Raw genomic sequence first — 23,320 nt, forward strand, 5'->3', positions numbered from 1 at the left:
TGTGTGCATCTGCCGGCTGGGTAAAGCTGTCCCGGCGCCGCTACGCCAGGCTGTCCCGCCACGCCCGGTGCAGGTCCGCGAACCTGCCCGTGCCCGCGATCAGGTCCGCCGGGGTGCCGTCCTCCACGATCCTGCCGTGCTCCATCACCAGGACGCGGTCGGCGATCTCGACCGTGGACAGACGGTGGGCGATCACCACGGCCGTACGGCCGCGCAGGACGGTGGACATGGCCCGCTGGACCGCCCGCTCGCCCGGGACGTCGAGCGAGCTGGTCGCCTCGTCCAGGATGAGGACGGCCGGATCGGCCAGCAACGCCCGTGCGAACGCCACGAGTTGGCGCTGGCCGGCGGAGATGCGGCCACCGCGCTTGCGTACGTCGGTGTCGTAGCCGTCGGGCAGGGCGGCGATGAAGTCATGGGCGCCGATGGCCTTGGCCGCCCGCTCGATGTCCTCGCGGGTGGCGTCGGGGCGGCCGAGGGAGATGTTCTCGGCGACCGTGCCGGAGAACAGGAACGACTCCTGCGTCACCATGATCACCCCGCGCCGCAGCTCGTGAACCGGGAGGTCGCGCAGGTCGACGCCGTCGAGGAGGACCCGCCCGGACGAGGGGTCGTAGAACCGGGCCACCAGCTTGGCGAGGGTCGACTTGCCGGCGCCGGTGGACCCGACCACCGCCACCGTGCTGCCCGCCGCGAGCGTGAGGTCGAAGCGGGGCAGGATCTCGCCGCCGGTGCGGTAGGCGAACCGCACGTCGTCGAACACGACCTCGCGGCCCGGCAGTTCGCAGGCCGCCGCCGGCAGCTCCTTCGGCTCGGCGGGCTCGGGCACCGACGGGGCCTGGGCCAGCAGACCGGCGATCTTCTCCAGCGAGGCCGCCGCCGACTGGTACGAGTTGAGGAACATGCCGAGCCGGTCGATCGGGTCGTACAGCCGACGCAGATACAGCACGGCCGCCGCCAGCACACCCAGGGCCAGCGTCTGAGAGGCCACCCGGTAGGCGCCCCACAGCACGATCGCCGCGACCGTGACGTTGGCGACGACCCGGGAGCAGACCACATAGCGGGCCATCTCCAGGATCGCGTCGCCGTTCCTGCGCTCGTGGCTCCGGTTCAGGGCACCGAACTCCGAGTCGTTCGCCGCCTCGCGGCGGAACGCCCGCACCGGCCGGATGCCGTTCATCGTCTCGGCGAACTTCACGATCACCGCGGCGATCGCGGTGGACCGGGCCGTGTACACGCTCGCCGCGCGCCGCCGGTACATCCGCACGAACCCGTACAGCGGAACGAACGACGCCAGCGCCGCCGCGCCCAGCCCCAGGTCCAGCCAGAGCAGCATCGCCGAGATGTAGACGAAGGCGAGGATCACGCCGATGAGTTCCTGCAGACCCTCGTCGAGCAGTTCGCGCAGCGACTCCACGTCCGTGGTGGAGCGGGAGATGAGCCGGCCCGAGGTGTACCGCTCGTGGAAGTCGATGCTCAGGGCCTGCGCATGGCGGAAGATCCGGCCGCGCAGATCGAGCAGTACGTCCTGGTTGACCCGCGCGGACGCCCCGATGAACGCGAACTGCAGCCCGCCGGCCGCCAGCGCGCACGCCAGATACCCGGCCGCCACCGCGATCAGCGGCCCGTGCCGGCCGTCCCTGAGCGCCGGTACGGCACTGTCGATGGCGTACGCCACCAGCAGCGGGCCCGCCTGCACCGCCGCCTGCTGGAGCAGGAGCAGCACGCTCGCCATGACCACGCGGGTCCGCATCGGCGCGAGCAGGGAGCGCAGCAGGGCCAGGGTGGCGCCCGGGGGAGTGGGCAGGTCGTCGTGGTCGAACGGGTCGCCGACGGACGCCTCGCGGGGGCCGGCGGGCGGGGCGCCGCCGTCCGGCTTCTCCTGGGGCTTCCTCAGGGGCTTCTCCAGGGACGTGGCCGTGCCGGCCGTGCCCTCCGGCTCCTCGTTCGGCTCCTTGTCCGGCGCGGTGGTCATGGGCGCCGTCATCGCTCGTCCCCCTCGGTCCCGGACATCAGATGGGCGTACTCCGCGTTCGTGCGCAACAGTTCCTGGTGGGTGCCCACGGCGGCGACCCGGCCGCCGGAGAGCAGGGCCACGCGGTCGGCGAGCAGCACCGTCGAGGGACGGTGCGCCACGATCAGCGCGGTCGTCTCCGCGAGCACGCGGCGCAGCGCGGCCTCCACCGCGGCCTCCGTGTGCACGTCGAGCGCCGACAGCGGGTCGTCCAGCACGAGGAAGCGGGGGCGGCCGACCACCGCCCGCGCCAGCGCGAGGCGCTGCCGCTGGCCGCCCGAGAGGCTGAGGCCCTGCTCGCCGACCTGGGTGGCGGTGCCCTGGGGGAGCGCGTGCGCGAACTCCGCCTGGGCGATGGCCAGGGCGCGGTCCAGCTCGGCCTCGCCCGCGTCCGGCGGGGCGCCCATCAGGACGTTCTCGCCGACGGTCGCCGAGAAGAGGGTGGGCTCCTCGAAGGCGACGGCGACCTTCGCGCGCAGTTCCTCGCGCGGCATCCCGGTGATGTCCTCGCCGTCCAGCGTGATGTGACCGGAGGTGACCTCGTGGAGGCGCGGGACGAGCGCGGTGAGCGTGGTCTTGCCGGAGCCGGTGGCGCCGACCAGGGCCATCGACTCGCCGGAGCGGATGTGGAGGTCGACGCGGTCGAGGGTGGGGGTGGTGCCGGGGGCGGCGTCCGGGTACCGGAAGGTGACCTGGTGGAACCGCAACCCGCGGTGCGCGGACCCGGCGGAGCCGTGGCCCACGGTGGGGGTGGTGGTGTCGACGGCGCCGGGGGCGGCCGAGGCGGCAGTCGTCACGGCGGTGGTTGTAGCGCCCGCGACGGCGGGCGTCCCGGTGGTGGCTGCGAAGCCCGCCGCGGCAGCAGCCCCCGTCGCAGCAGCCGTCCCGGCGCCCACGGCCGCGCCGACGGCGGCAGCTGTCCCCGCGGTGACAGCGATGTCGGCCTCCGCGGAAGCCGACGTCGCGGCCTCGGTCTCGGCCTCCGCCTCGGCCTCCGCCTCGGCCTCGGTCTCGGCCGAAGACTCCGGCTTCTCGTCCATCACCTCGAAGTACCGCTCCGTCGCCGTCGCCGCCTCCTGGCTCATCGCCAGCAGGAAGCCGATCGAGTCGACGGGCCAGCGCAGGGCGAGGGCGGTCGACAGGAAGGCCACCAGCGTGCCCGCCGACAGGACGCCGTCCGCGACCTGGACGACACCGAGGACGAGGGCCGCCCCGATCGCCAGCTCGGGGAGCGTGATGATGACGCCCCAGATCACCGACAGCAGACGGGCCTTGCGCAGCTCGGTGCCGCGCAGGGTGCGGGACAGGTCCCGGAAGGCGTGGGCCTGGCTGCGATGGCGCCCGAACCCCTTGATGATGCGGATGCCGAGGACGCTCTCCTCGACGACCGTGGTGAGGTCGCCCACCTGGTCCTGGGCCAGGCGCGCGACCTTGGCGTACTTCCTCTCGAAGACCACGCAGGTGACCATCACGGGGATGGCCGGCCCCAGGATGACCAGCCCCAGCGTCCAGTCCTGGATCAGCATGATGATGACGCCGACGACGATGGTGACCGCGTTGACCAGCAGGAACGTCAGTGGGAAGGCGAGGAACATCCGCAGCAGCATCAGATCGGTCGTGCCGCGCGAGAGCAGCTGACCGGAGGCCCAGCGGTCGTGGAAGGCGACCGGCAGGCGCTGCAGACGGCGGTAGAGATCCGCGCGCATCGACGCCTCGACCCCGGCGAGGGGCCGCGCCACCAGCCAGCGCCGCAGCCCGAACAGCAGCGCTTCGGCGAGACCGAGCAGCAGCAGGTACAGCGCCCCGAGCCACACGCCCGCCGGATCCCGGTGCGCGACCGGCCCGTCGACCATCCACTTCAGCACGAGCGGGATGAACAGGCCCACACAGGAGGCGATGACGGCGACGAACGCGGCGAACGACAGCCGCGCGCGCACGGGCCGGACGTACGGCCACAACCGCAGCAGCGTGCGCACGGCGGACCGCCCCTCGGCCTGCTCGGGCGCCCCGGCCCGCTCGGGCTCCTCGCGCTCGGTGGCCGTCTCGGGTTCCGGTGTTCGGTCGGGTTCCTCGGGGGTTGCACGTGTCGTGGCCATCAGTAGCGAGCCTACGGATCGCCACTGACAACGCCCACCGAGTTTTGGCCGGACCGCCCTCGGTCGTGAGTCCTACGCTCACCCCAGCACCCGCAGCAGCAGCACACACCGCGCCGGGACGACCACCTCCGCCCCCGCCTCGTGCACCACGCCCACCGGCTCGCCCTGCTCCTCCCGCGACGTGTCGACCACCACCTCGTACCGAGCCGCCCACGGCGTCCCCGGCAGGACGAAGTCCACCGGCCCGTCACCGGCGTGCAGGACGGCGAGGAAGCTGTCGTCGAGGATCGGGGCCCCGCGGGCGTCGCGGCCGGGGATGTCACGGCCGGAGAGGTACATGCCGAGCGTCGCGGCCGGCGCGTACCAGTCCCGTTCGGTCATCTCCGTGCCGCGGGCCGTGAACCACGCCAGGTCCCGCAGCCCGTCCGCCGAGTGGGCCCGGCCGGAGAAGAACGCCCGGCGGCGCAGCACCGGATGCGCGTGCCGCAAGGCGATCAGCCGGGCCGTCAGGTCGAAGAGGCCCTTCCAGGCCGGGTCCTCCAGCAGCCCCCAGTCGACCCAGCTGATCTCGTTGTCCTGGCAGTACGCGTTGTTGTTGCCCCCCTGCGTGCGGCCCAGTTCGTCACCGGCGACCAGCATCGGCACGCCCGTGGACAGCAGCAGTGTCGTCAGCAGGTTGCGCAACTGCCGCCGCCTGAGCGTCCGTACGCCCTCGTCGTCCGTCTCGCCCTCGGCGCCGCAGTTCCAGGACCGGTTGTCGTCGGAGCCGTCCCGGTTGCCCTCCCCGTTCGCCTCGTTGTGCTTGCGCTCGTACGACACCAGGTCGCGCAGCGTGAAACCGTCGTGCGCGGTGATGAAGTTGACCGAGGCGTAGGGCCGGCGACCGCCCCACGCGTACAGGTCGCTCGACCCCGACAGGCGGTAGCCGAGGTCGCGTACGTCCGGCAGCGCGCCCCGCCAGAAGTCCCGTACCGCGCCCCGGTAGCGGTCGTTCCACTCCGTCCACAGGGGCGGGAAGGCGCCGACCTGGTAGCCGCCCGAGCCCACGTCCCACGGCTCGGCGATCAGCTTCACCCGCCGCAGCACCGGGTCCTGGGCGATGACGGCGAGGAACGGGGAGAGCATGTCGACGTCGTGCATGGAGCGGGCGAGGGCCGCCGCCAGATCGAAACGGAAGCCGTCCACCCCCATCTCCGTCACCCAGTACCGCAGCGAGTCGGTGATCAGGCGCAGGACGTGCGGCTGGACCACGTGCAGCGTGTTCCCGCAGCCCGTGTAGTCGGCGTAACGGCGCGCGTCGCTCTGCAGGCGGTAGTAGCCCCGGTTGTCGATGCCGCGCAGCGACAGGCTCGGGCCGCGCTCGTCGGCCTCGGCCGTGTGGTTGTAGACCACGTCGAGGACGACCTCGATGCCGGCGGCGTGCAGCGCCCGCACCATCCGCCGGAACTCCCCGACCTGCTGCCCGGTCGTGCCCGACGACGCGTACGCCGCGTGCGGGGCGAAGTAGCCGATCGAGTTGTAGCCCCAGTAGTTGCGCATGCCCCGGCGCAGCAGATGGTCCTCGTGGGCGAACTGGTGCACGGGCAGCAGCTCCACCGCCGTCACCCCCAGCTTCACCAGGTGCTCGATCGCGGCGGGGTGCGCGAGACCCGCGTACGTGCCGCGCAGCTCCTCGGGGATGCCCGGGTGGGTCATGGTGAAGCCGCGTACGTGCAGCTCGTAGATGACGGAGTCCGCCCACGGGGTCTTCGGACGGCGGTCGTCGACCCATTCGTCGTCGGGGGCGTCGTCGTGGACGACGACGCCCTTCGGGACGTGCGGCGCCGAGTCCCGCTCGTCGCGCACGGTGTCGGCGACATGCTGCTCGGGCCAGTCCCGGACGTGCGCGTACACCTCCGGCGGCAGACTGAACTCGCCGTCCACCGCACGCGCGTACGGGTCGAGGAGGAGCTTCGCCGGATTCCAGCGGGCGCCGGTCCACGGGTCCCAGCGGCCGTGCACGCGGTAGCCGTACCGCTGTCCGGGCAGGACACCGGGCACGAAGCCGTGCCAGATCTCGTGGGTCAGCTCCGTCAGCCGCAGCCGGGTCTCCTCGCCCGCCGCGGAGAACAGACACAGCTCGACGGCCTCCGCCCCGCCGGCCCACAACGCGAAGTTGGTGCCCGCGACCCCGTCGGGGCCCACCCGGAACCGCGCGCCGAGCGGCGTCGAGGCCCCCGGCCACACGGGCCTCGTCCCGGGCGAGGGCTCCTCGCGCCGACCTCCGTTCAGCACCACGGCGGGACGCGCGGCCGGCACGGCGCGCGTCCCCCGTACGTCCTCCCGCACTTCCTCCTGCTCGGCTGCGCTCGACACCTCAGGCCTCCCGCGGCTCGGTGGGCGACGGGAAAGGGGAGCCGGCTGTCCCCGCACCGCTCCCCATCACGTCGTCCTCCCAAGTGTTCTGCCCAGAGCACGCCTCGCACTCACGTTTCCCGGGGGCGTGCGCCGTCGTTGGGCCGCACGTGAACCACGCACAGACGCACGCGCGCCGCGCCGCGGCCGCCCTGGCCGCCGCGCTCACCTGGGCGGCCCTGTTGGCCGGGGCCGCCGGATGCACCACCGGGACGCCGCTGACCAGCGGAAAGGCGCCCGACGACACGATCCGGGTCACTCCGGAGGACGGCAGCAAGGGCGTGCGCCCGGAGCAACGCTTCGAAGTACGGGTGCCCAGCGGGCGCCTGGAGTCCGTCAAGGTGGTGAAGTCGCAGGACGCGCAGGAGTCACCCGTGCCGGGCCGCATGTCCGCCGACGGACTGACCTGGCGCCCCACCGGCTCACCGAAGCTCGCGCTGGCCGCCCGGTACACCGTCGACGCGGTCGCCCTCGACGGCCACGGCCGCCGCTCGGCCCGGCACGTCACCTTCACGACGTACGTCCCCGACGAGCGCTTCATCGCCTACGTCACGCCCGAGAACCGGGCCACCGTCGGCACCGGCATGATCGTCTCCCTGGAGTTCAACCGGGAGATCGAGGACCGCGCGGCCGTCGAACGCGCCGTCGACGTGACCGCCGAACCGCCCGTCGAGGTCCGCCCGCACTGGTTCGGCGCCGGGCGCCTCGACTTCCGTCCCGAGACGTACTGGAAGCCCGGCACCCGCGTCACCGTCGGCCTGCGGCTGCGGGACGTCGAGGGCGCGCCCGGCGTCTACGGACAGCAGCACAGGACGTTCTCCTTCACCGTCGGCCGGCACCAGGTGAGCGTGGTCGACGCGGCGCGGCACACCATGCGCGTGGAACGCGGCGACGGCGTGCTCGCCACCCTCCCCATCACCGCCGGGGCGCCGAGGACGACGACGTACAACGGGAAGATGGTCGTCACCGAGATGCTGGAGGTGACCCGGATGAACGGCGCCACCGTCGGCTTCCGCAAGGCGAACGGCAAGGGTGAGTACGACATCCCGGACGTCCCGCACGCCATGCGCCTCACCACCTCGGGCACGTTCCTGCACGGCAACTACTGGGCCCCGGACGCCTTCGGCAGGGCCAACGTCAGCCACGGCTGTGTGGGCCTGCGCGATGTGAAGGGCGGCGATTCCGGCACGCCGGCGGGCTGGTTCTTCGACCGCAGCCTCGTCGGGGACGTCGTCGAGGTCGTCAACAGCACTGACAAAAAGGTCTCTCCGGACAATGGACTCGGAGGGTGGAACATGGGGTGGAAGGAATGGAAAGCGGGTGCCGCGGTGAAGTAGGCGGACAAAGCACGGAGATGGGGGTACGCGCGTGATCATTGAAGTTGGGACTGAACGGTGACATACGCCGAGGCCAAATCATTCCGATCATCTGGTTAATGTACGGGCGTACGCGCGCTCTGCGCGTAGGGGTGCGGGCCTGATCAGGCCGTGCGAGGGGAGAACAGAGAGTTGAACGGGCGACCGATATCGGGGGCGTCGGTTGGCGCGCGGACGCGGCGGCGCAAGGGGGCCCTGGCCATGCTGCCGGTCCTGATGCTGCTCGCGGTCACCGCGTGCGGCGGGGGCGGGGGTTCGGACACGGGCTCCGACGGCGACCAGGGGAAGGGCTCCGACCGGACCACTTCCGACAAGGCGGCCACCAAGGCCTCGCAGGCCGTGGTCTCCATCGCGCCGAAGAACGGCGCCGACTCCGTGGCCACCAGCGGCGCGCTCAAGGTGAACGCCACCAAGGGCAAGCTGTCCGAGGTCACGGTCGAGAACGACAAGGGCGACAAGATCGCCGGTGAGATATCCGGCGACGGCGCCAGCTGGACGCCGTCCACCCACCTCAACTCTGCCACCGAGTACAAGGTGCACGCCGTCGCCAAGGACTCCGAGGGGCGTGAGGCGGCCGAGGACTCGTCCTTCACCACACTGACCCCGAAGAACACCTTCGTCGGCATCTTCACCCCCGAGGACGGCTCGAAGGTCGGCGTCGGCATGCCGTTCTCGATCCGCTTCACGCGGGGCATCACGGCCCCCGAGGACGTCGAGAAGGCCATCACCATCAAGACCGAGCCGGCCGTCGACGTCGAGGGCCACTGGTTCGGCAACGACCGCCTCGACTTCCGCCCGGAGAAGTACTGGAAGGCCGGCACGAAGGTCACCGTCGACCTCAACCTCGACGGTGTCGAGGGCCGCGAGGGCGTCTACGGCGAGCAGAGCAAGAAGGTCTCCTTCACGATCGGCCGCAGCCAGGTCTCCGTGGTCGACGTCAAGAAGCTCACGATGAAGGTCAAGAGGGACGGCAAGGTCATCAAGACCATCCCCGTCACCACCGGCCAGCCGGGCATGGAGACCTGGAACGGCCAGATGGTCATCAGCGAGCGCCTGCGCGTGACCCGGATGAACGGCGAGACCGTCGGCTACGGCGGCGAGTACGACATCAAGGACGTGCCGGACGCGATGCGCCTGACCAACTCGGGCACCTTCATCCACGGCAACTACTGGGGCGGCGGCGCCTTCGGCAACTACAACGCCAGCCACGGTTGCATCGGTATGCGCGACACCCGCGGCGGCTACGACCGCAAGGCGCCGGGCGCCTGGTTCTTCGACCACTCCATGGTCGGCGACGTCGTGATCGTGAAGAACTCCAACGACCGGATCGTGGACCCGGACAACGGCTACAACGGCTGGAACATGGACTGGGACAAGTGGAAGGCGTAGGCGCCCGCGCCTGAGAGCCCCGACCCCCTCCGCACGGCCCCGGTGTGATGCACGGCACCGGGGCCGTTGCCGTTAGTCGCCGTTAACCTGCCCTCATGACTCTGCATCTCGAAGTCGCCGAGGGCGTCGGCACCATCCGCCTCGACCGGCCGCCCATGAACGCCCTGGACGTCGCCACCCAGGACCGCCTCAAGGAAATCGCCGAGGAGGCCACGCGCCGCGACGACGTCCGCGCGGTGGTGATCTACGGCGGGGAGAAGGTCTTCGCGGCCGGCGCCGACATCAAGGAGATGCAGGACATGGACCACGCGGCGATGGTCGCGCGCTCCCGTGACCTGCAGGACTCCTTCAGCGCCGTGGCCCGTGTCCCCAAGCCGGTCGTCGCGGCCGTCACCGGCTACGCGCTGGGCGGCGGTTGCGAGCTGGCGCTGTGCGCGGACTACCGGATCGCCGGGGAGAACGCCAAGCTCGGCCAGCCGGAGATCCTGCTCGGCGTGATCCCGGGCGCGGGCGGCACCCAGCGGCTCGCCCGGCTCATCGGCCCCTCCAAGGCCAAGGACCTCATCTTCACCGGCCGGATGGTCAAGGCGGACGAGGCCCTCACGCTCGGCCTGGTCGACCGGGTCGTCCCGGCCGGCGAGGTGTACACCGCCGCGCACGAGTGGGCCGCCCGGCTGGCGAAGGGCCCGGCCATCGCGCTGCGGGCCGCCAAGGAGTCGATCGACGCGGGTCTGGAGACCGACCTGGAGACCGGGCTCGCCATCGAGCGGAACTGGTTCGCGGGGCTGTTCGCCACGGAGGACCGGGAGCGCGGGATGCGGAGCTTCGTGGAGGAGGGGCCGGGCAAGGCGAAGTTCGTCTGAGCGCGCGGGGCCGGGGCGGGGCGAGGGGGCCGGGGGACGTGTCGGAATCCGGCCCACAAGTTCCGCCGACGGGCTCGCGGTTGACGCGATGCATGACCCGCGTCCCCCGAAGGGGCGGTCTGTCCGAGCCTTAAGGCAGCCTTAACAGAGCCTTGCCCAAGGCTCGTGTCGTTGACCGAAGTTCAGAGTGTTCACGCAGGTCGGACGGGCTCTCGTGGGTGACTTGCTGCCTCTGGCATATGTCACCCGAAAGTCCCGGAATGGTTGGTTCCGGGGGTTGTATTCCTGCGGAACGGCCCCGGAAGGGGCCCGCGGCGGCCATGATGGGGGCATGGCGGGGCTGGAGGGTATCGAACAGCCGCGGCGGCACGGGAGTGCGACCGCGGCGCGTTGGTCACCTGCGATCGAGGACGAACGGGCGCAGAAGGCACTGGAGTTGTTCGGCAACCCGACCGAGGCGGAGGTCCCGCTGCCGTCCCGTCCCGAGTCCGCGGCCACGGCCCGCAGGCTCGCCCAGGTCGTCGTCCTGCGCCAGTGGCGGCTCTCGCCGAAGATGACCGAGGACGCGGTCCTGCTCGTCTCCGAACTCGTCGGCAACGCCGTACGGCACACCGGCGCCCGTGTCTTCGGGCTCCGCATGCGCCGTCGGCCGGGGTGGATCCGTGTCGAGGTCCGCGACCCCTCGCGCGGACTGCCCTGTCTGATGCCGGTGCAGGAGATGGACCTCAGCGGGCGGGGCCTGTTCCTCGTGGACAAGCTCTCGGACCGCTGGGGAGTCGACCTGCTGCCGCGCGGGAAGACGACGTGGTTCGAGATGCGCGTCGCCGACCGGTGACAACGCGGACGGTCACGGCACCCGACGGCACCCGCCACGCGCATCTCCGTCGATCGGGCCAATCGCCGGAATTCCCGCTGAACCTCCCTATAAAGGTCGCGTGACCACGCCCCGCACCTCCCTCATGCAGCGCCATTTCACGCAGCGCAACCTCGTGCAGCGCGCCCTTCTCGCGGCCGTCGTTCTCGCCGCCGTGGCCGCGTGCGGCGCCGGGGCCGGGCCCACCGGGCACGAACAGCGGATCCGGGCCGACCGGGCCGCCGCCGAAGCCGAGGCGGCCGAGCGGAAGAAGAGACAGCGGACGGTGGTCCGGGGCCTGCGCGGCATGCCGCCCGTGCTGGACCCCAAGGACGTCTACGCCGCCGACCGCCCGAACCGGCTCTCCCCGGTGGTCGAGGACTTCCCGTCCCGGGTGTACGTCCCCAACAGCGAGTCCGACACCGTCACCGTGATCGACCCCGAGACGTACGAGATCACCGAGACGATCCCGGTGGGCCGACAGCCCCAGCACGTGGTGCCCTCCTGGGACCTGAAGACCCTGTGGGTCAACAACAACCGGGGCCACACCCTCACCCCCATCGACCCGGCGACGGGGAAGGCGGGCGAACCGGTCGAGGTGCACGACCCCTACAACCTGTACTTCACGCCCGACGGGAAGTACGCCGTCGTCATGGCCTCCCTCGACCGCGAACTCGTCTTCCGCGACCCGCACACCATGAAGCGGGTCAGGACCGAGCCGGTCAGCTGTTACGGCGTCAACCACGCCGACTTCTCCCTCGACGGCACGTACTTCATCGTCTCGTGCGAGTTCAGCGGCGAGCTGCTGAAGGTCGACACCGCGCGGATGAAGGTCGTCGGGCAGCGGAAGCTGCCGTTCGAGGGGGCCATGCCGCAGGACGTGAAGCTCTCCCCGGACGGCAAGCGCTTCTACATCGCCGACATGATGGCCGACGGCATGTGGGTCCTGGACGGCGACACCTTCGACGAACCGAAGCTCCTGCCCACGGGCAAGGGCACCCACGGCCTGTACATCGGCCGCGACTCCCGCGAGATGTACGTCTCCAACCGGGGCGAGGGCACGGTCTCCGTCTTCGACTTCACCGAGAACAAGCTCACGAAGAAGTGGCACCTCCCCGACGGCGGCAGCCCCGACATGGGCGGCGTCTCCGCCGACGGCAAGGTCCTGTGGCTCTCCGGCCGCTACGACTCCGAGGTGTACGCCCTCGACACCCGCACCGGGGAGCAGCTCGCCCGCATCCCCGTCGGCAACGGCCCGCACGGCCTCGCGGTGTACCCGCAGCCCGGCCGCTACTCGCTCGGCCACACGGGCGTCTTCCGGTGACGGCCCGGCATCTCCCGGCGACATGCGACAACCGGGCGGGCTGACACGCCTGCGTACGAGTGAGGGTCCACGGCCCGGCGCCGCGCGGCCGAGATCGTGCTGAGCGTGATCACCACCAGTCTGCGGCGCCGGGCCGCCGCCCTCGTCCTGTCCCTCTCCGCCGTCCTCGCGACCTCCGCCGCGACCGCTCCGGCACAGACCCCCGCCGCGAACCCCGCCGCGGCCCCGGCCGCCGCCCCCGCCTGCCCCCGGTTCGCCGACCCGGTCCACGCCGCCGCCGACCGCCGCGTGGACGTCGACCGCATCACCCCCGAGCCGGTCTGGCGCACCACCTGCGCCACCCTGTACCGCAGCGACAGCCGGGGCCCGGCGACCGTCTTCGCGCAGGGCTTCCTTCCGAGGGACGTCCTCGACGGGCAGTACGACATCGAGCAATACGTCCTGGTCAACCAGCCCTCGCCGTACGTCTCCACGACCTACGACCACGACCTGTACAAGACCTGGTACAAGTCCGGCTACAACTACTACATCGACGCCCCCGGCGGCGTGGACGTCAACCGGACCATCGGCGACCAGCACAAGTGGGCCGACCAGGTCGAGGTCGCCTTCCCCGGCGGTATCCGGACGGAGTTCGTCATCGGTGTCTGTCCGGTCGACAAGAAGACCAGGACGGAGAAGATGAGCGAGTGCGAGAGCAACCCGCACTACGTGCCCTGGCACTGACCCCGCCCCCTCTCCCCGCCCGCCGGGCCGGTGGTCCTAGCGGGCGCTGAGCAGCAGCTCCGAGCCCACCGGTACGTACCCGGCCGACTGGAACGCCCGCACGCTGCGGGCGTTCCCCGGCGCGATCTGCGCCCACAGCGGCTCGGCGACGAGATGCCGCGCCGCCATCACCAGCGACCGGCCGAGCCCTTGGTGCCGTACGTCCTCGTCCACCTCCACCGACACCTCCAGCCGGCCGGCGATCCCGCGACCCGTCGTCAGGACACCGCCGTCCGTCGCGAAGACCCGTACGCCGTCACGGCGCCGCCGCGCGTACGCGACACGGGGGTGTCCGGCGTCCTCGATCTCCTTCAGCGGCAGCGGCGGCTCGCCCGGCAGGGGCGCGGCGACCAGCATCATGTCGATGGTCTCGGTCGTGCGGCCCGTGCGTTCCATGAGGGCCGCCAGGAACCGTGGGTTCAGGCTCGCGGACATCGGGTCGCACTCCGTGGCCGCCAGCCTCTCGTGCACCCACCGGGGGTCCTCGTCCGTGAAGACCACGGAGTGCCCCGTGAAGCACAGGACACCCGCGTCCCGGGGGGAGACCTGCGCGACGACGGTCGTACGACCGTCCGCCGGAGGGAAGTCCCCCCGGGCCACCCCGTCCAGCACGTCCCGCAAGCTCTCCGCCACCGGACTCCTCCGCCCCGCTCCTTGAGTCTCCACCCACTGGAGGGCCCACACTCGCAGACATGATCGAAAACGGCACCGGCCTTTTCACCATCGGGCAGCTCGCCCGCGGCTCCGGCCTGTCCGTCCGCACGATCCGCCACCGGTCGGACGAGGACGTCCCCACCCCGTCGCCCGCAGCACGGGTTCATGAGCCGCCTGGTGCGGCTCGCCGGGGAGGCGCCGCGCGGCGGTGTCGACCCCGCCTCGCCCGCCGCCGAGGAGGTGCCGGCCGGGCTGCTCGGCGACACCGACCGGGCCGCCCTGTCGCAGCGGGTCACCTCGGCGGCCCACGCCGATCCGGCCCGGTTCCGGGAGCCGGCCTCGCCGGTACGGGGCGTCGAGCCGCTGTCGGCACACCAGGAGGAGTTCGCGTGGGTGGTCGCCGCACTCCGGGTTCGCCCGGCCGGTTAATCTGACCTGCGTCAGTAGGACCGTAGGCAGGACTGCCCGCAACGGGCAGGGCACCAAGAAGGGGCGGATCGGTGGCGGACATCGAGGCAGCGCGCAAGGAGTTCCAGCGGATCGACGCGGACGGGGACGGGTTCATCACCGCCGCCGAGTTCAAGACTGCCCTGGCCCAGGAGGGCGACTGGAACGTCACCGAGTCCGTGGCGGAGGTCATCATCCGCACCCGTGACCTCAACGGGGACAAGCTCCTGTCGTTCGACGAGTTCTGGGGTCACCTGAACAAGTGAGCCCGGGGGCCGAGGGGCGCCTTTCGTCGCGTACGACGGGGGCGCCCCTTCGTCGTATCGGGGGCTGGGGCTGGGGCTGGGGCTGGAGGGGGCGGAGGGCCGGAATAGCGCGGGACGCTCCGAGGTTGTCGGGTACTGCATGCACGTGCATGCATATGTGGAACCTTCGGGACACTCGAACCTCTCGACTCCCCGGAACACCCCGAACGCGAAGGGCGGCCTGACATGAAGATCGGCATCATCGGCGCGGGCAACATCGGCGGCAACCTCACCCGGCGGCTCACCGCCCTCGGCCACGAGGTCTCCGTCGCCAACTCCCGTGGCCCCCAGACCCTCACCGCACTGGCCGAGGAGACGGGCGCGACCCCGGTCACGGTGCGGGAGGCGGCCCGCGGCGCCGAGGTCGTGGTGGTCACGATCCCGCTGAAGGCGGTGCCCGATCTGCCCTCCGGCCTTCTCGACGCGGCGGCGGACGGCGTCGCCGTCATCGACACCGGCAACTACTACCCCCGCCAGCGCGACGGCAGGATCGCCGCGATCGAGGACGACGGCCTCACCGAGAGCCGCTGGACCGAACAGCACCTGGGCCACCCCGTGGTCAAGGCCTTCAACGGCACCTACGCCCAGGACATCCTCGACCGCCACCGCCCCGCCGGCGCCCCCGACCGCGTCGCCCTCCCCGTCGCCGGTGACGACGAGACGGCCAAGGCGAAGATCCGCGCCCTCATCGACGAACTCGGCTTCGACACGGTGGACGCCGGCGGCCTCGACGACTCCTGGCGCCAGCAGCCGGACACCCCCGTCTACGGCCTCCGGGGCGACACGGAGGCCGTGACCAAGGCCCTGGCCGAGGCTTCGCCGGAACGTACGGCGGACTTCCGGGGCTAGGACGACCGGGCCGGCGGCCGGCGATCAGCCGCCGGCCCACTCCCCGCCGGCCCACTCCCCGCCCGCCCCTCGCGTCCCCTTCTCCGCTAGCTGTTGCCGTTCGAGCGGCCGAAGAACTCGATCTCCGCTATCGCGACCTGCTTCTTGTCGTCGGCGCCGTAGGAGGAGCGGATGGTGAAGCGGACGGACTTGGCGTCGCCCACGCGGAACTTGCGGCTCTGGCCGCCGGCGGCCTGGTCGAGGGTGAGGATCTTGGTGGACCTGGAGCCGTCGGCGGCGGTGATGGTCGCCTCGATGCGGTGCGGGCGCGCCGACTCCGCGCGCTGGTCCGCCTGCTTGGAGACGCCCGGCGTGATGACCACGTCCAGCAGCCGGGTGGGCTCCTCGAATTCGGCCTCCAGCCACTCTCCCTCGCCGGACTGGGTCACACCCGGGCCCCACCACGTGTTGCTGTACGTGTCGAAGGCCAGGTCCGGCTTGTGTCCGGGGAACGAGCGGGACGCCTTGAAGCTGTCCGGGACGACCGACGCGCGCTTGGCGAAGTGGTCGCGGGCCGCCCGGTAGCCGTCGTCGGCCTGGAAGGCCAGGGTGACGATCAGGGTGAGGACGAGGGCGGCGACCACCCAGTTGAGGATCCGGCCGAAGCCGCGGCGCAGACGGGGGCGGTCACCGGCCCACGGGGTCTGCGTGTCGCGGCCGTTCAGCATCCGGCGCCACCACGGGAGCCGCCCCGGTGTCTGCGCACGGCCGGCCATGGGCATCGCGCAGCGCGCGCAGAAGTGCCGGTCCGGCCGGGTGGGGGTCCCGCACCACGGGCAGGGCACACCACCCTCCGTGCCGAACTCCGGCCCAGGGGTACGCACTTGAGGCCGTTGCACGTCCGGGCGGCCCGGCAGCACGGGCGCGACGGCCGGCTCCGCGGGTGCACGGGGCTCGGGGTCGGCGACCGGGACGAGGAGCGACCTGGCCCGGTCGGCGTCGGAAGGGGAAGGGGAGGGGGCGGGAGCCGGGGGTGGTGAGGCCGGTGTCGGGAGGGGCGTGGTGGGGGCCTCGTCGTCGGGGTGCGGGGCCGGGTGGGGCGTGGCGGTCACCGCCGGGGCGGTGGCGGCCGGGGGCGCGGCCGGCGACGGGGCGGGGGCGGTGGCGGCGGGGGGCGCGTCCGTGCGGACCGCCGTGCCGGTGTCGGGGGTGGCCGCGGTCGTCGCCGTCTGAGCCGAGTCGTGACCGGTGCGGGCCGTGCCCGTGCCGGCGCCCGGCAGAGCGAAGGCGTCCCAGCCGCGCTCGTCGTCGGCCGGTGCGCTCCCGGCGGGAACCGGGGCCGGGGCACTCGTACGTGCCGCGTCCGTGTCCGCGGGGGCGGCGGCCGGGCGGTCGTCGGCCTCGCTCCTGGCGCTGCCCGTGGTCGCTCGGGCCGGGGTTCCGGACCAGCCGAGCACCGCGCCGCAGGCGTCGCAGAAGGACTGGCCGGGCTCCCCGCGGGTTCCGCATTCGGCGCAGCTCTGGGCCTGGCCGGTGCCGGGGGTCGGGCTGGTCATCTCTCGGGGATCCTTTCGGCGGCGGTCACCTGGACCGTGTAGGGCATGTGGGCGGGGCGGGCGGCGGCGACGAGGCTGTCCAGCCGGTGTTCGTCCGCGGGGGTGGGGTCGGGCAGGCGCAGGGTCACGTGCAGGCGCGGGCGGGTTTCCCCGGGGACCGGGCCGAGGGGACGGGCGTCCCAGGCGGCGGCGCCGCTCTCGGTGATCTCCGGGGTCACGCCGAACACCAGGCGTACGGCCTCGGACAGGCCGCGCCGGGTGCCGCGTACGCGGTGCAGATACGCGGCGGCGGCGACCGCGGCGCGCAGCCGCGCCTCCGGTTCCGTGCCGTCGGTCTCGGCGCCCACCCAGCCGGCGAGCCACTGGGTGAAGTCCACGGGGGCGAGGGACGGCCTGAAGTAGGAGTCCAGGCAGTCGAGGACGGACAGGATCGGGGCGATGACGTCGTCCAGACCGCCGACGAAGCGCTGGGCGAGGTCGTCGTCGGCGAAGACGGCGGGGAGCATCGCGCCGATGGGGTGCGAGGAGCCGAGACCGTCGATGGAGCCCCTCACCGGCGCTCGCCTCCCGCGTCCGGGAGCCCCGGACTCACGGCTTGTCCCCGATCACGCGGACCCGGTGGTCGAAGGAGAACACCAGCGACGGGGGCGAGAGGTCGATACGGTTGGTGGGGTCGCCCCGTTTGCCGGTGAGCGGGTCGGCCGGGTGCAGCTGGACGTCGTCGACGAGTTCGACGCCGGGCACCCGCTGGAGGACGGCGAAGACCTCGCCGGACTGGACCGGGCGGCCGAAGGGCCAGCCGCGGCCGTCGGCGCCGCCGGTCAGCGGGTCGAGGTGGCGGTAGAGCGCGTCATGGGCCTGACGGCGCACCCGGTCGGTGTCGGTGCCCCGGAAGGCGTGCAGCGTCGCGACGACGGTGACGCCCTGGTAGAAGGGCGGGCCGACGGCCAACCGCGTGCCGATCAGGCGCCGTTCGTCCAGATGGCGGGTGATGCGGCGCAACAGCCCGTCGCCGGGCACCAGTTGCTCGAAGCGCAGTCGGCCCCCCGGGTCGGGAACCGCCTGCGGGACCACCAGCACCCGCACCGCGTACGCCCCGTGCTCGCCCTCCTCGCCCTCCAGGCAGGTGATGCGGGCGGTCTCGGGGGCCGCGCGGCGGGCGAGTTCCTCGTAGTCCCGCAGGGTCACCGCGCGCTCCTGGGCGCGCAGCGTGATCGGCGCCCGGACCTTCGCCTCCTCCACGGTCTCCGCGTCCACACCGCCGCGCGCCGCCTCCCGGTTGACGACCTCGGAGACGTACGGGACGGAGGTGCGCAGCACCCGGATGGCGCCTCGGGCCACGTTCCCGGCCCGGCCGCCGCCGGTGCGATAGCGCACGGCGCGGATGACGGCGCCCTTGGGGGCGACGGCCCCGTACGCGCGCAGGGTGCCGTCGGGCTCCCGTACCGCCGGACCGAAGGCGATCTCGCCGGTGGCGGAGTCCAGGGTGATGTGGCGGTCGTAGGAGGTGGACGCGGCGAAGGACGGGACGACGTCCCAGTCGGTCCAGCCGTCGTGCTCGGCGGTCTGCAGCAGCACGGGCGGGGTGTCGCCCACCACCGGGTAGTGGGCGAGGCGCAGCCGCTGACCGGGCAGACCGGTGGACTCGCCGAGGGCCTCGTCGTAGACGGTCTCGGCGTGGACGGCGGTCGTGGTGCCGCCGATGGTGAAGGCCTCGGCGGCGCGGACGGTCGGCGAGGTGGTGTAGAAGGGCTGGCCGGGCAGGGGTTCGGTGACCCGGCAGCGCAGCCAGCCGGCCTCCTGACCGCCGGTGCGGGACAGGGTGTGCCCGCCGGGCATGTGCAGGATCACCTCGCCCGGCCGGTTCAGGCCGCCCGTGCCGTCACGGTCGACCTCGCACTCCGTCCAGCCGTCCTCGGTCCACGCCTCCCAGACCAGCGGCGGCTGCCGCGGGTCCACGCCGACGCCGTCGACCACACTGTCCAGCTCCAGCACGATCGCGCAGTACGGGACGGCGGCGGTGAGCCCGAACAGCACACCGTCGCCGGGCCGCGGGGACTCGGCGAAGCACATCAGGTCCTTGCCCTCGGCGAGGTCGGCCGTCCGGTCGCTCACCGGCTCACCGGGCCGCTGGGTCACCAGGTGGCGCAACGCGCAGGGCACGACGGACAGTTCGCGCTCGGTGGCGAAGACGACCGCGTCCTCGCTCTCGGTGCGCAGCGTGGCCACCTCGGTGCCCACCGGCAGCGGCACCGGCTCCTCCTGCGGCGCCGACAGCCAGAAGGTCACGTCCGTACGGGCGGCCGAGGGCGGGAAGAGGGTGATGCCCACCAGGTCCAGGAACGCCAGATGGTTCTTCTCCGGCACCCGGTTGAGCCGGTAGACGATCTGGTCGGCCATGTGGGCGACCGTCTCCACCAGGGTGACACCGGGGTCGGAGACGTTGTGGTCGGTCCACTCCGGCGCCCGCTGCTGGATGTAGCGCTTGGCGTCGTCCACGAACTGCTGGAAACGCCGGTCGTCGAGGTTCGGGGAGGGCAGGGCCATCAGCGGTCGCTTTCGGGACGGTCGGAGCCATCGGGAGCGAGGTCCGGCTCGTCGTGGGAGGGGATGACGTAGAACGGGAAGACCAGGCTGCGCGGGTTGTTGGTGCCGCGGATCGCGTAGCGGACGTCGATGAACAGGACGCCCTGGTCGGCGCCCGCCGTCACCTCGACGTCGGTCACCTCGATCCGCGGCTCCCAGCGGTCGAGGCTCGTGTACACCTCGTGCTGGATACGGCCGGCCGTGGCCTCGTTGACCGGCGCGAACACCAGGTCGTGGATGGCGCAGCCGAACTCGGGGCGCATCGGCCGCTCGCCCGGCGCGGTGGCCAGGACGAGCCGGATGGCCTCCTCGACCTCGCGCTCCCCGCTGACCAGGGCGATGCCCCCGGTGGGCCCGATGCGCAGCGGGAACGCCCAGCCGGATCCGACGAACTGCTCGGCCATCAGCGGGCCACCCCTCTTTCTGGGACGTACGACTTCTCGGCCGACGTGTGGACATGTGGGCAGGTGGGGCGTGTGGGCACGTGGGGGGCGCGGCGCGGGTGCGCGGTGGGCGTGCGGGCGGTGGGCGTCACGGGATCGGATACGGCTTCTTGTTGACGAGCACGATGCCCGTGATGTCGACATTGGCCGCCCGCAGCGCCGCCTGGCCGACCGCGTTGATCTGCACGGTTCCGGCCGCGCTGATCGTCGCGGCCCCGGCCGCGCTCATGGTGAGGGCGCCCACGGCGTTCACGTTGACCGCGCCGCCGAGCGACCGGAGGCCGACGATGCCCTGGCCCTGGAGGTTGAGGGGGCCGCCGCTGCGGATGGTCACGGACCGGCGCGCGCTCAGCGTCAGATCGGTCCCGGCCTTGACCGACACCGAGGTGCCGCCGGTGATGGAGACGGCACCCTTGCTGTCCACGGTGATCTCGGTCTTCGTCCGGTCGAGGTTGATGATCAGCCGGTCGTTGCCGGTGGCGAGGCGCACGCCCTGCTTGCGCAGGCCGGTCTGCTGGCTGAGCAGGTCGACCCGGTTGCCCTCCCGGTCGGACAGGGTGTGGCGGATCGCCTTCTTCTTGACCGGGTCGTGCAGGTGCACGTCCTTCACGGGGGTCGGCTTGTCGACGCCGTTGTAGAGGCCGCCGATGACGAACGGGTGGTCGAGCGCACCGCGGTCGAAGGCGACCAGCACCTCGTCGCCGACGTCCAACGGGAAGATTCCGCCGCCGGCCTTGCCGCCCAGCTGCACGGTCCGCGTCCAGTCACTGACGTACGCGTCGTCCAGCCACGGGAACTGCAGCTTCACCCTGCCCTGCTTCAGCGGATCCTGGACGTCGGTGACGAGGGCGTTGGCGACACTGGGCAGCCGCGGGGCCGCCGTACCGCCGCCCGAGGTCAGCCCGAACAGCGAGCGCCACTGCCGGCCGCTGACGGTCACCCACGTCTCGTAGTGGCTGCCGTCGCCGAAGGTGTGCCGTACGGACGTGCAGGTGTACTTGCCCTCGAACGGGGCGCCCACGTCGGAGAGCGTGATCGGCACACCGGGGCGCAGCAGCGGGTTGCCGCGCACCATGACCTCCAGCTCGGCGAAGGCGGAGGTGATGTCGTCGGCGAGGGAGCCGGCGGCGTGCGTGACCTCGCTCTGCAGGTCGTACGGCGTGTCCGTCTCGACCAGTTTGGCGGCCTTGAAGGGGGTCGCCGCCTTCTGCGGGGTGGTGCCGATGGCGATACCGGGGTTGGCGTCGGCCTTCGTCGTCGCGGTGAGCTTCTTCTTCGTCGTGACGTTCCAGCCGCGCGCCTCGACCTTGCCGACCTGGTCGGCGGCGGTGACGGCGGCCCGGCAGCGCAGGATGTCCACGCCGGCCTTCAGCTCGTAGGGGTTCTTCCGGCCGGGGGCGCTCGACGCGGGCGCGCCGGACGCCGGCTTCGGCCTGACGAACTGGAACTTCCCCTTGGCGTCCAGCGACATCACCATCTCGTTCTCGTCGGCGAGCCGCGCGAGGAAGTCCCAGTCCGTCACGTTGGACTGGCTGATGAAGTCGTAGACGGTCTTGGTGGACTGCACCTGACCGATCGGGACGCCGTTCATCGCGGCCAGCTTGCGGGCGATGTCGGCGGCCGTCTGGTTGCGGTACGCCGCCACCCTGCGCACCCGCATCAGCCGGTGGCCGGCGTCGTAGCCGCGCACGACGGTGAAGGTGCCGGTGCCGTCGTAGTCGGTCTCCATCCCGGTGACCTCGCCGGTGAACACCGGGCTGCCCGCGCCCTGTCCGCCGGCCACGGGCGAGATGACGACCAGGGAGCCGAATCTGACGTTCAGTTTGCCCAGCAGCAGCCCGTGCGGGTCCCGGAAGGTGAGCCTAAACGCGCCGGGCACCCCGGCCCCGAGGTCGACCCAGCCGCCGACCAGCAGGTCGGCGTAGTCGGTCGGCAGCTCCCTGCCGTCGATGGTGACCCGGATGATGTTGGAGAAGGACGGGTTTCCCGCCTCGGATCCGCCCATCAGGGACCCACCTCTCCGGCCGCCGGGAGGACGAGTTCGGTGCCGGTGGGCAGATGGGTGGGGTCGTCGATGCCGTTGGCCTCCGCGATCGCCCGCCACGCGGACGCGTTCCCGTACTCCCGCCACGCCAGCGACTGCAACGAGTCGCCCGCCACGACCCGGTGCACACTGCGCGCGGTGAGCGCGCCCGAGGTCGGGTTCTGCCCCTCGGTCCGGCTGGGGATCTCGTGCAGCGTCATCCGGCAGGCGGCCCGGATCGGCACACCGGTCGTCCCGAACAGGGAGTACGTGACGTCCACGGAGCTGACGTACGCCGTGAAACGCGCGGTCGAGAACGACCCCCACTGGAACACCACCCACGGCGGTGACGGCTGCTTGGCGGCGAGGCTCTTGGCCGTCACCTCGCAGCACGACAGCAGCGACTCGACCTTCTTCAGCACGGTGGTGCCGCTCGGCTTGTCGGAGGAGTCGAGAAAGATCTCGACGTTCATCTCCCGGGGGTCGGGCCCCATGAACTCCGGCAGCGCGCCGTCGCGCACCGCCGCGCTCGTCGTCCGCTTCCACTGGGCGCCCTGGCGCAGTGTCAGCTCGGAGGGGTTGAACTCGAAGTTGAACGTCTTCTTCAGCCCGCCCGGGGTGGTGCTCGTCCCCACCGGCGGCTCGTGAATGGCCAGGGTGGCCCGCACGAGACTCTTGCCCGCGCCGCCGCCCTTGCTGCCCTTCGCCATGGTCTGTCCCCGCCCCTCAGTCCGTGAACCCGTGGTGCGCGATCTCCAGCACCTCGGTCGCCACGCTCGGGTTGGACGGATCCAGGGACGGCCCCTGCCAGCTCACCGGCAGGACGTCGATGAGCCCCCAGTGCGCCACCTCCGAGCCGTCCGCGCGCAGCGCCGCGATCTGGGCCGTCGGCCGCTTCACGCCCGTCGCGACGGACGAGATCCACGCGGCGACCTTCGCCGTGTCCGGCGTCAGCGGCCTCGTCAGCCGGATGTTCGAGAACGTCACCCGCGACGGGAGCTGCCAGACGAACCCGTTGTTCCCGCCCTCCTGGCGGTGCTCGATCTCCACGGTCGAGGACAGCCCTTCGCACCCGTTGAAGTAACCGAGGCTCTCGCCGTCGATCGTCAGCGTGAAGAAGATGGTGGAGCCCGGGTCGAGATCGCGGGACATCTGGGAAGGGCCTTTCTGGTGGTGCGGGGCGGTCGGGGGCGGTCAGTGGCGGGGGTCGCGGAGTCTGCCGACGCGCTCGCGGTCGAGGCGGAGTTCGGTGCGGACGAGACGAGTGATGCGGCCGATGAGCTTGTGGGTCAGTTCGTCGAGCTGGAAGTCGGTGAGGGAGCGGGGGTCGAACGGGGGGCCGGGGGAGTCGTTCTCCGCCGCGCGGGAGGTGGATGCGGTGGGGGTGGTGGGCGTGGCGGTTGCTGG

20 protein-coding genes and 1 pseudogene are annotated in these 23,320 nt (G+C 72.1%); 9 read left to right on the forward strand and 12 right to left on the reverse strand.

What is annotated here, in order from left to right:
* Positions 1 to 40: 40 nt before the first annotated feature.
* The 3 genes from STRBO_RS0108105 to glgX all read right to left on the reverse strand — a co-directional run bounded on the left by STRBO_RS0108105 (position 41) and on the right by glgX (position 6,465).
* Positions 41 to 1,987, reverse strand: coding sequence for an ABC transporter ATP-binding protein (locus STRBO_RS0108105; RefSeq protein ID WP_005480093.1), 1,947 nt, complete (start codon positions 1,985 to 1,987; stop codon positions 41 to 43).
* Positions 1,984 to 4,110 (reverse strand): ABC transporter ATP-binding protein, encoded by a 2,127-nt coding sequence (locus tag STRBO_RS0108110; RefSeq protein WP_005480092.1) that lies wholly within the window; start codon positions 4,108 to 4,110, stop codon positions 1,984 to 1,986. Before STRBO_RS0108110 ends, STRBO_RS0108105 begins: the two co-directional genes overlap by 4 nt.
* Positions 4,111 to 4,188: 78 nt before the next feature.
* A complete protein-coding gene (gene glgX / locus STRBO_RS0108115; protein ID WP_028796538.1) occupies positions 4,189 to 6,465 on the reverse strand; it encodes a glycogen debranching protein GlgX in 2,277 nt (758 codons plus the stop codon).
* 149 nt (positions 6,466 to 6,614) lie between these two features.
* On the opposite strand from glgX, the gene STRBO_RS0108120 reads away from it, so the two are divergent.
* From STRBO_RS0108120 to STRBO_RS0108145, 6 genes are all read left to right on the forward strand, one after another.
* Complete coding sequence (locus STRBO_RS0108120) at positions 6,615 to 7,841, forward strand: L,D-transpeptidase (RefSeq protein ID WP_005480090.1); 1,227 nt, start codon at positions 6,615 to 6,617, stop codon at positions 7,839 to 7,841.
* A 171-nt stretch (positions 7,842 to 8,012) separates the two neighbouring features.
* Positions 8,013 to 9,269, forward strand: a complete 1,257-nt coding sequence (locus STRBO_RS0108125; RefSeq protein WP_202499685.1) for a L,D-transpeptidase — start codon at positions 8,013 to 8,015, stop codon at positions 9,267 to 9,269.
* 95 nt (positions 9,270 to 9,364) lie between these two features.
* Entirely contained in the window at positions 9,365 to 10,132 is a 768-nt protein-coding gene (locus STRBO_RS0108130) for an enoyl-CoA hydratase/isomerase family protein (protein WP_005480088.1), read from the forward strand.
* A 331-nt stretch (positions 10,133 to 10,463) separates the two neighbouring features.
* Positions 10,464 to 10,967, forward strand: a complete 504-nt coding sequence (locus STRBO_RS0108135; RefSeq protein WP_005480087.1) for an ATP-binding protein — start codon at positions 10,464 to 10,466, stop codon at positions 10,965 to 10,967.
* A 100-nt stretch (positions 10,968 to 11,067) separates the two neighbouring features.
* Positions 11,068 to 12,309: a YncE family protein gene (locus STRBO_RS0108140; protein WP_005480086.1), complete on the forward strand. Its 1,242-nt coding sequence runs from the start codon at positions 11,068 to 11,070 to the stop codon at positions 12,307 to 12,309.
* A gap of 96 nt (positions 12,310 to 12,405) precedes the next feature.
* A complete protein-coding gene (locus STRBO_RS0108145) occupies positions 12,406 to 13,032 on the forward strand; it encodes an ADP-ribosyltransferase (protein ID WP_005480085.1) in 627 nt (208 codons plus the stop codon).
* A gap of 36 nt (positions 13,033 to 13,068) precedes the next feature.
* On the opposite strand, the gene STRBO_RS0108150 is transcribed toward STRBO_RS0108145, so the two are convergent.
* Positions 13,069 to 13,704, reverse strand: a complete 636-nt coding sequence (locus STRBO_RS0108150; protein WP_005480084.1) for a GNAT family N-acetyltransferase — start codon at positions 13,702 to 13,704, stop codon at positions 13,069 to 13,071.
* A gap of 186 nt (positions 13,705 to 13,890) precedes the next feature.
* Here STRBO_RS0108150 and STRBO_RS0108155 point away from each other — a divergent pair, with 186 nt between their 5' ends.
* The 3 genes from STRBO_RS0108155 to STRBO_RS0108165 all read left to right on the forward strand — a co-directional run bounded on the left by STRBO_RS0108155 (position 13,891) and on the right by STRBO_RS0108165 (position 15,326).
* A complete protein-coding gene (locus STRBO_RS0108155; protein ID WP_005480083.1) occupies positions 13,891 to 14,154 on the forward strand; it encodes a hypothetical protein in 264 nt (87 codons plus the stop codon).
* A gap of 71 nt (positions 14,155 to 14,225) precedes the next feature.
* Positions 14,226 to 14,438, forward strand: coding sequence for an EF-hand domain-containing protein (locus tag STRBO_RS0108160; protein WP_005480082.1), 213 nt, complete (start codon positions 14,226 to 14,228; stop codon positions 14,436 to 14,438).
* 225 nt (positions 14,439 to 14,663) lie between these two features.
* Positions 14,664 to 15,326: an NADPH-dependent F420 reductase gene (locus STRBO_RS0108165; RefSeq protein WP_020114043.1), complete on the forward strand. Its 663-nt coding sequence runs from the start codon at positions 14,664 to 14,666 to the stop codon at positions 15,324 to 15,326.
* An 86-nt stretch (positions 15,327 to 15,412) separates the two neighbouring features.
* Here the strand turns inward: STRBO_RS0108165 and STRBO_RS0108170 are convergent, their stop codons facing one another.
* The 8 genes and pseudogenes from STRBO_RS0108170 to STRBO_RS39975 all read right to left on the reverse strand — a co-directional run.
* Positions 15,413 to 16,861, reverse strand: a complete 1,449-nt coding sequence (locus STRBO_RS0108170) for an NADase-type glycan-binding domain-containing protein (protein WP_005480079.1) — start codon at positions 16,859 to 16,861, stop codon at positions 15,413 to 15,415.
* On the reverse strand, positions 16,858 to 17,415 hold the full coding sequence (locus STRBO_RS0108175; protein WP_005480077.1) for a phage tail protein: 558 nt from the start codon (positions 17,413 to 17,415) through the stop codon (positions 16,858 to 16,860). Before STRBO_RS0108175 ends, STRBO_RS0108170 begins: the two co-directional genes overlap by 4 nt.
* 34 nt (positions 17,416 to 17,449) lie before the next feature.
* Complete coding sequence (locus tag STRBO_RS0108180; RefSeq protein ID WP_005480075.1) at positions 17,450 to 19,408, reverse strand: putative baseplate assembly protein; 1,959 nt, start codon at positions 19,406 to 19,408, stop codon at positions 17,450 to 17,452.
* Positions 19,408 to 19,851: a GPW/gp25 family protein gene (locus tag STRBO_RS0108185; protein ID WP_005480074.1), complete on the reverse strand. Its 444-nt coding sequence runs from the start codon at positions 19,849 to 19,851 to the stop codon at positions 19,408 to 19,410. Before STRBO_RS0108185 ends, STRBO_RS0108180 begins: the two co-directional genes overlap by 1 nt.
* A gap of 127 nt (positions 19,852 to 19,978) precedes the next feature.
* Positions 19,979 to 21,895: a VgrG-related protein gene (locus STRBO_RS0108190; protein ID WP_005480072.1), complete on the reverse strand. Its 1,917-nt coding sequence runs from the start codon at positions 21,893 to 21,895 to the stop codon at positions 19,979 to 19,981.
* Complete coding sequence (locus tag STRBO_RS0108195; RefSeq protein WP_005480070.1) at positions 21,895 to 22,623, reverse strand: CIS tube protein; 729 nt, start codon at positions 22,621 to 22,623, stop codon at positions 21,895 to 21,897. The genes STRBO_RS0108190 and STRBO_RS0108195 overlap by 1 nt, the downstream gene beginning before the upstream one ends.
* Positions 22,624 to 22,639: 16 nt before the next feature.
* Positions 22,640 to 23,065: a phage tail protein gene (locus tag STRBO_RS0108200; protein ID WP_005480069.1), complete on the reverse strand. Its 426-nt coding sequence runs from the start codon at positions 23,063 to 23,065 to the stop codon at positions 22,640 to 22,642.
* Positions 23,066 to 23,107: 42 nt separating this feature from the next.
* A pseudogene (locus STRBO_RS39975) lies at positions 23,108 to 23,320 on the reverse strand (extensin); the annotation flags it as partial.

The sequence above is a fragment of the Streptomyces bottropensis ATCC 25435 genome (genome assembly GCF_000383595.1).
Lineage (GTDB): Bacteria > Actinomycetota > Actinomycetes > Streptomycetales > Streptomycetaceae > Streptomyces > Streptomyces bottropensis.

What these genes read in the sequence shown, in the direction of transcription:
- STRBO_RS0108105 (WP_005480093.1), bottom strand. Translation starts at nt 1,987, where the DNA reads ATGACGGCGCCCATGACCACCGCGCCGGACAAGGAGCCGAACGAGGAG.
- STRBO_RS0108110 (WP_005480092.1), bottom strand. Translation starts at nt 4,110, where the DNA reads ATGGCCACGACACGTGCAACCCCCGAGGAACCCGACCGAACACCGGAA.
- STRBO_RS0108130 (WP_005480088.1), top strand. Translation starts at nt 9,365, where the DNA reads ATGACTCTGCATCTCGAAGTCGCCGAGGGCGTCGGCACCATCCGCCTC.
- STRBO_RS0108135 (WP_005480087.1), top strand. Translation starts at nt 10,464, where the DNA reads ATGGCGGGGCTGGAGGGTATCGAACAGCCGCGGCGGCACGGGAGTGCG.
- STRBO_RS0108155 (WP_005480083.1), top strand. Translation starts at nt 13,891, where the DNA reads ATGAGCCGCCTGGTGCGGCTCGCCGGGGAGGCGCCGCGCGGCGGTGTC.
- STRBO_RS0108165 (WP_020114043.1), top strand. Translation starts at nt 14,664, where the DNA reads ATGAAGATCGGCATCATCGGCGCGGGCAACATCGGCGGCAACCTCACC.
- STRBO_RS0108170 (WP_005480079.1), bottom strand. Translation starts at nt 16,861, where the DNA reads ATGACCAGCCCGACCCCCGGCACCGGCCAGGCCCAGAGCTGCGCCGAA.
- STRBO_RS0108180 (WP_005480075.1), bottom strand. Translation starts at nt 19,408, where the DNA reads ATGGCCCTGCCCTCCCCGAACCTCGACGACCGGCGTTTCCAGCAGTTC.
- STRBO_RS0108185 (WP_005480074.1), bottom strand. Translation starts at nt 19,851, where the DNA reads ATGGCCGAGCAGTTCGTCGGATCCGGCTGGGCGTTCCCGCTGCGCATC.
- STRBO_RS0108190 (WP_005480072.1), bottom strand. Translation starts at nt 21,895, where the DNA reads ATGGGCGGATCCGAGGCGGGAAACCCGTCCTTCTCCAACATCATCCGG.
- STRBO_RS0108195 (WP_005480070.1), bottom strand. Translation starts at nt 22,623, where the DNA reads ATGGCGAAGGGCAGCAAGGGCGGCGGCGCGGGCAAGAGTCTCGTGCGG.
- STRBO_RS0108200 (WP_005480069.1), bottom strand. Translation starts at nt 23,065, where the DNA reads ATGTCCCGCGATCTCGACCCGGGCTCCACCATCTTCTTCACGCTGACG.